At 72.1% G+C, this 6,431-nt stretch carries 5 protein-coding genes; 4 read left to right on the top strand and 1 reads right to left on the bottom strand.

Going from position 1 to position 6,431, the window contains the following annotated elements; translation table 11 throughout:
* A partial coding sequence (locus KUTG_RS05200) for an ATP-binding protein (protein ID WP_157494343.1) occupies positions 1-3,109 on the bottom strand: 3,109 nt, incomplete at its 3' end.
* A 159-nt stretch (positions 3,110-3,268) separates the two neighbouring features.
* Between KUTG_RS05200 and KUTG_RS05195 the strand changes: the two genes are divergently transcribed.
* From KUTG_RS05195 to KUTG_RS05180, 4 genes are read left to right on the top strand one after another with little or no spacing between them, the layout of a single operon-like run.
* The gene (locus tag KUTG_RS05195) at positions 3,269-3,742 is read left to right on the top strand and encodes a hemerythrin domain-containing protein (protein WP_043715302.1); all 474 of its coding nucleotides are present in this window, start codon (positions 3,269-3,271) and stop codon (positions 3,740-3,742) included.
* Between the two features lie 11 nt (positions 3,743-3,753).
* Complete coding sequence (locus tag KUTG_RS05190) at positions 3,754-5,112, top strand: hypothetical protein (RefSeq protein ID WP_052393999.1); 1,359 nt, start codon at positions 3,754-3,756, stop codon at positions 5,110-5,112.
* Entirely contained in the window at positions 5,102-5,725 is a 624-nt protein-coding gene (locus tag KUTG_RS52940; RefSeq protein WP_157494342.1) for an alpha/beta fold hydrolase, read from the top strand. Before KUTG_RS05190 ends, KUTG_RS52940 begins: the two co-directional genes overlap by 11 nt.
* A gap of 23 nt (positions 5,726-5,748) precedes the next feature.
* On the top strand, positions 5,749-6,426 hold the full coding sequence (locus KUTG_RS05180; protein ID WP_043715300.1) for a GAF and ANTAR domain-containing protein: 678 nt from the start codon (positions 5,749-5,751) through the stop codon (positions 6,424-6,426).
* Positions 6,427-6,431 lie beyond the last annotated feature (5 nt).

Below are 6,431 nucleotides of genomic sequence, written 5' to 3'. Positions count from 1 at the left end.
CGAAGTCCGGGTACTCGTCGTACCAGTCGTCGACCCGGTCCAGCCACAGCGGCATCAGGCCGCCCACGGCGTCGGCGATGGGGGAGTGCTCCCGCAGGTCCAGCCGGTCGAGGCCGTGCTGCTGGCCGGGCACGACCAGCGCCTCCAGCCGGTGCGGGTCACGTTGTTCGAAGACGGCGAACTCGTGGTCCAGGAACAGCCGCCGGCCGTGTGTGGCCACGGTCTCGGCGACGCGCTGCGGCGAGGTCGCGGCGGAGAAGTCGGCGGTGGCCTGCTGCAACAGCGTCAGCCGGCGGGCGGTGGCCTGCTCCTCGGCCAGCAGCAGGGCGTTGTCCAGCGCGATGCCGGCGCGGTCGGCGATCTGCGTCGCCAGCGCCAGATCCCGCTCGCAGTACTCGGCGCCGTTCATGGTCAGCACGGCCAGCACGTCGCCGCGGGCCCGCAGCGGCAACGCCATCTGCGTGGGGCTGATCAGGGTCGGCTCTTCCACGGCGACTGGTGTGACGGCGACGCCGGCGTGGGCCATGGTCACCGGCACGCCGGCGTCGGTGACCCGGGTGACCGCGCAGCCGTCCGCGAGCTGGCTGTCGATCAGTACCCCGATGAGCCGGTCCAGCCGCTGCCGCACGCCGGTCGCGGTGTCCAGGGCCGTGCCGACCTGGGCCAGCAGCCGCTGCCGCTCGCTCTCCTGGTAGCGCTCGTTGACGTCCACGCAGCTCGCGACGTGCCCGCCGAACTCGGCGCCGTGGCCGATCGGCACCGCGTGCTCCAGCACCCAGTGGTACGCCCCGTCGGCCCGGCGCAGCCGGTACTCGGTGTCGAACGGCTCGCCGTCCCGGGTCGCCTGCTCGAAGGTGGCCAGATAGGCGTCGCGGTCGTCGGGGTGCAGCGCCTCGCGCCACTCGTCGCCGAGGCCTTCCAAGCCGGTGAACTCCGACCAGCCGCGGTTGGCCAGCACCCGCCTGCCGGTGCGGTCCGACGCCCAGATCAGCGCCGGCGCCACGTCGGCCATGGTGCGGAACCGCTCCTCGCCCTGCCGGCGGACCCGGCCCAGCCGGACGTGCGTGCTCACGCGGGCCAGCAGTTCGCCGGCGGCGAACGGCTTCACCAGGTAGTCGTCGGCCCCGGCTCTCAGCCCCTCGGAGGCGGCCTCCTGCCCGGCCCGCGCGGACAGCAGCAGCACCGGCAGGCGGGCCGTGCGCGGGTCGGAGCGCAGCTCCCGGACCAGGCTGATGCCGTCGAGGCCGGGCATCATCACGTCGCTGATCACCAGGTCCGGCGGTTCGGAGCGGATCAGGTCGAGGGCCTTCGCGCCGTCGCCGACCGTGCGCACCGTGTGCCGCTCGCCCAGCAGGCGGGCCAGATAGTCGCGCATGTCGGCGTTGTCGTCGGCGACCAGAACGTGGCCGGGGCCGCGGTCGAACGGCCCGCCCGAGGGCACGTCCGGCGGCAGCCAGCGCAGCGCCTCCTCCACGTACGGCGTCGACACCGCCGTGGAGTTCGTGGTGGCGGTGATCGCCCGGCCCTCGCCGAACGGAATCCGCACGGTGAAACAGGTTCCCTCGCCGTCCACGCTCTCGGCGGTGACGTCGCCACCGTGCAGCTGGGCGAGCTCCCGGACCAGCGCGAGCCCGATGCCGCTGCCTTCGGTGGAGCGTGCGCGGGGCTGCTCGATGCGGTGGAAACGCTCGAACAGGCGGGGCATCTCCCGCTCCGGAATGCCCACGCCGGTGTCCCGCACGCACAGCACCGCGTGGTCGCCGTCCGGCCGCAGCGTGACCGTGACGGAGCCGTCCAGGGTGAACTTGAAGGCGTTGCTCAGCAGGTTGAGCACCACCTTCTCCCACATGTCCCGGTCCACGCTGACCGGCCGGCCCAGCGGCGGGCAGTCCACCTCCAGCGCGAGGCCGGCCTTCTCCATCGCCGCCCGGAACACGCTGGCCAGCTCCGTGGTCAGCACGGCCAGGTCGACCGGCTCGTAGTGGGCCTGCACGCGGCCGGCCTCGATGCGGGAGAAGTCCAGCAGGGCGTTGACCAGCTTGCCCAGGCGCATGGCGTTGCGCTCGATCATCGACAGCTGCTCGTCGACCTCCGGCGGCGCCTGCTCCCGCAGCTCCCTCAGCGGACCGGTGATCAGCGTGAGCGGCGTGCGGAACTCGTGGCTGATGTTGGAGAAGAACACCGTCTTGCTGCGGTCCAGGGCGGCCAGCTCCTCGGCCCTGACCAGCTGCGCCTGGTAGGCCAGCGCGCCGTTGACCAGTGCCGCGATCTGGTCGGCGACCAGACGCAGGAACGCCTGGTAGTCCTCGTCCAGCGCGCGGCCGGCGCTGGCCGCCAGCACCACCGCGCCCAGCGGCCGGTCCCCGGCGTCGCTGCGCAGCGGCAGCACCATGGCTTCGGTCGGCGGCGTCGCCCAGCCGCCGCTCGGCAGCCCGCTCACGGCGGCCACGACCACCGGCTCACCGTCCCGCATCACGTCGGCCAGCGGCCAGCGGTCGTCGTCGGCGCCGTCCAGGTGCACCCACACGTAGGGGACGTCCTGGCCGTGGCGGTCGGCCCAGTCGGCGATGCGCCGGCACGCCTCGTCCGCGCTCGGGGCGCCGGCCTGCGCGCCGAGATCCTGCAATGCCGCCATTCGGCGCGCGCCCACCACCCGATCGGTCGTGTCCGTCACGGCCGTGAACACCCCGGCCACCGCGCCCGTGTCGTCCAGCAGCGGGCTGTAGGAGTACGTCCAGTACGTCTCTTCCCAGTACCCGTGCCGGTTCATCGGCAGCAGCAGGTCGTCCGACCAGGTCGCTTCCCTGGTCGTGAGCACGCCCTCCAGCATCGGGCCGATGATGTGCCAGATCTCCGGCCAGACCTCCGCCCCCGGCTTGTCCAGCGCCGGGTGCTTCGAGCCGAGCAGCGGCAGATACGCGTCGTTGTAGAGGAAGCGCAGCTCCGAGCCCCACCACAGGATCATCGGGAACCGTGACGTCAGGCAGATGCGCACCGCCGCGCGCATCCCCTCCGGCCAGCCCTCGGGCGAGCCGAGCGCGGAGGTCGACCAGTCGAACGCCCGCATCCGTGCGGCCATCTCGCTGGCACCAGGGAAAACCTCGCTCACCGACCTGCCCCCTTCGCGTGCATGCCCTCAAGCTTGAGGCAGCCACGCCCGACCGGCAACGCATACGGGGCGCGGCACAGTGGACGGCCCAGTTTTGCCGACGGCGACCCTGGGTAATCCCCAGCGTCTGGTTCTGTTCCGTTCCGTGAGGAGAAAGCCGTGTCGACCGACGCCATCGTGCTGCTCAAGGACGACCACAAGACGGTCGAGCAGCTGTTCAAGAAGTACGAGCAAGCCGGCGAGAAAGCGTTCGTCGCCAAGCGGAAGCTGGTCGACTCCATCGTCAAGGAGCTGACCACGCACGCCTACATCGAAGAGACGATCTTCTACCCGGAGGCGCGGCGCGCGGTGCCGGAGACCGAGGACCACGTGCTGGAAAGCGTGGAGGAGCACCACGTCGTGATGTGGATGCTGTCGGAGCTGACCAAGCTGGAGCCGCAGGCGGAGAACTTCGACGCCAAGGTGACGGTGCTCATCGAGAACGTCCGTCACCACGTCGAGGAAGAGGAACAGGAGTGGTTCCCCGAGGTGCGCAAGGCGATGGGGCGCAAGCAGTTGCAGGAGCTGGGCGCGCGGATGGCCCAGGCCAAGGCGGACGCGCCCAGCGACCCGCTGGCGCTGCAGAGCGCCTGAGGACGGCCGTCGTGTCCACGGTCGCGCCGGCACGGGCGGTGGCGGGGTTCGACTCCGCCACCGCGATGCTGCGGGCGGTGGCGTCGGCGTTGCGCGGCAAGCGGTTCGAGGTGCTGGGCCAGAGCCGGCTGATGTCGGTGCCGCTGCGCCTGTCCAACCTCCTGCCCGAGGCGCTGCGCACCCAGCTGTACCGGATCTCCGGCGCGGCCGAGGGAGTGACGCCGGCGATGCTGGCGTCCATCGACATGCAGCGGGTGGCGGCGTGGATGACCGGCCACTACGAGGATCTGCCGCCGCAGTACCCGGGCGTGGTCATCGGCTCCAGCAACGGGGCGATGGCTCACCTGTGCGCCGTCGGCGGGATTCCCTGGCTGCCGCAGACGATGCTGGTGCCGGTGCGGTGGCCGGGCAACGACGCGGACCGGCCGGCCCGGGCCGCGGACTTCGGCGCGTCGGTGGCCGAACCCTTACTGGCCAACAATCCCGACGTCACGCTGCACCACATGCACGACGGCAACCAGGACCGGTTGATGATCGACCTCATGACGTACTTCCGGCTCAAGTGGCTGCGGCTGCCCCGGGCGTACGCGGAGTTCCTGGCCACACGGCTGATGCCCGGCGCGCCGATCATTCTGGTGGACTGCGGGTTGTCGTGGCCGGTGACCAGGATCGGCGACCGGCACGTGTTCCAGACCGGCGCCTACGGCGGCCTGAGCCCCGACGAGTATCTGGGCGGCAGCCCGCGGGTGGCCGAATTCCTGGCCGCGCAGGGATCCCCGCTGCGGGCCTTCGAGTCGCCGGCGGCCGACGACCACGCGCCGGAGGCGGAGTGGGGCTTCGAGCCGTCGCTGGGCGCGGACATCGAGCGCTGGGCCGCCGCGCACGGGCATCCCGTGCACCGCATCACCTTCGACGAGCCGCACGGCCTGTCGGCCACCGTCGCCGACATGCACCGGGACTGGCTGCTGGCCGCCGACCGCCCGGCCGACCGGCTGCTGGTGGAGTCGTTCGTGATGCTGGACCCGGTCGGTGTCAACCAGGCCGGCCTCGTCCCGTTCTGGACGGCTTTCCCGGTCCGGGACGCCTTGCACGCCGTCCGCTCCTACCTGCGGGAACGCCGCTACCCCAATGTCGATGTGCTGATGTTCCCGCACGGCGTCCGCTCCGCCGGCCTCGCCGCGCCCGAGGATTGGCTGCGGCTACGCGAATGCAGCGGCGTCGTGCGGCTGCCGGCCACCGACGTCGACCGCTACCCGGCCGATTTCGCCGCCCTGGCCACGTATTCCTCGGCGATCCCGCCGGGCGAACGGCAGTTGCGGATCGGCGTGCGGCGGATTCTCGACCAGCTCGGCCACGCGCGTGCCACCTGACGTCGTCATGGTGCCGGGCCTGGCCGTCTCGCGGTACCTGGAGCCGACCGTGCGCCGCATCGAGGAGACGGGCGTCCGCTGCGATCTTGTTCGGTTGCCGACAAGCGGGCCGCCGGTAGGCATTCCCGAGTACGCCGCCCTGGTGGCCGAGTGCGTAGGAGACCGGGAGGTGGTGCTGGTGGGGCATTCCTCGGGGACGCAGGTCGCCGCGGCCGTCGCCGGCAAGGTGGCGGTGGCGCGCTTGGTGCCGGGCGGCCCGACGGTCGATCCGGCCTGTCGGACCGTGCCGCGAGTGATGGCGCGGTGGCTGATCGATGGCGCCCGAGAACCGGCATCGCTCGCGTGGCAGGAGTTCCCGGAGTGGGGCAGGGCCGGGCCGCGGCGGATCTTCACGCTGCTGCGGTCGATGCTGCGTCACCCGTTGGAGGATCTGCTGGCCGAGGTCACGGCGCCGCTGACGGTGGTGCGCGGCGGGCGCGATCCGTTGTGCACCACGGGATGGTCGTCCGAACTGGGTGGGGAGCTGGTGACCCTGCCCGGGCTACCGCACGCGTTCCCTTACCTCGATCCGGTGGCATTCGCGCGGATCGTGGTTGAGCATTGCTCTGGGTAACCATTGCGGATGACAATGATCGTGTGCAGGAGGGCGAGCCGTGCGACCGGATCGCCGCGGAGATCGCCGCGGCGGCCGGTGGTGACGCGGTCGCGCTGCGGCACGTGTGCTGGGCCTGCGCGGCGGTGCTGGGCGTGGACGGCGTCAGCCTGTGCGTGATCGGCGACCTCGGCGCGGCCGAGCCGGTGCACGCCACCGACGACGTCGCCGAACGGGTCCTGGAGGCCGAGATCGTGCACGGCTGCGGGCCGATGGTCGAGGCGATGGAGCGCAACGACCCCGTGCTGGTCCCGAGGGTGGCCACCGACCGGCGCTGGCCGATGCTCGGGCCGGCCCTGGTCGAGGCCGGGGCGGCGGCGTTGTTCGCGTTCCCGATCGAGGCCGGCGGGGTCACCGTCGGCGTTCTCGAGCTGTGCCAGCGGAAACCGGGGGCGCTGACCGTGGCGCAGGTCGATGACGCCGAGCTGTTCGCCGAGAGCGCGTTGGAGCTGTTGGTGGACGGCGAGAACGACGTGCTGTCCGGGCCGCTGGCCGAGCGGTGGGGTCGGGTCACCCGGTCCGTCGCCGTGGTCGCGGGCCAGCTCGGCGGCGATCCGGCGCAGGCGTACGCGCGGCTGCGGGCCCACGCCTTCGCCACCGGCCGTCGCCTGCCCGACATCGCCGACGACGTGCTGGTGGGAAGCCTGCGGTTTCGCGTTTGAACGGA

It is taken from the genome of Kutzneria sp. 744 (assembly GCF_000568255.1).
Taxonomy (GTDB): domain Bacteria; phylum Actinomycetota; class Actinomycetes; order Mycobacteriales; family Pseudonocardiaceae; genus Kutzneria.
Note: the sequence above shows the minus strand (reverse complement) of the source record. Positions and strands in the feature narration are given on the sequence as shown.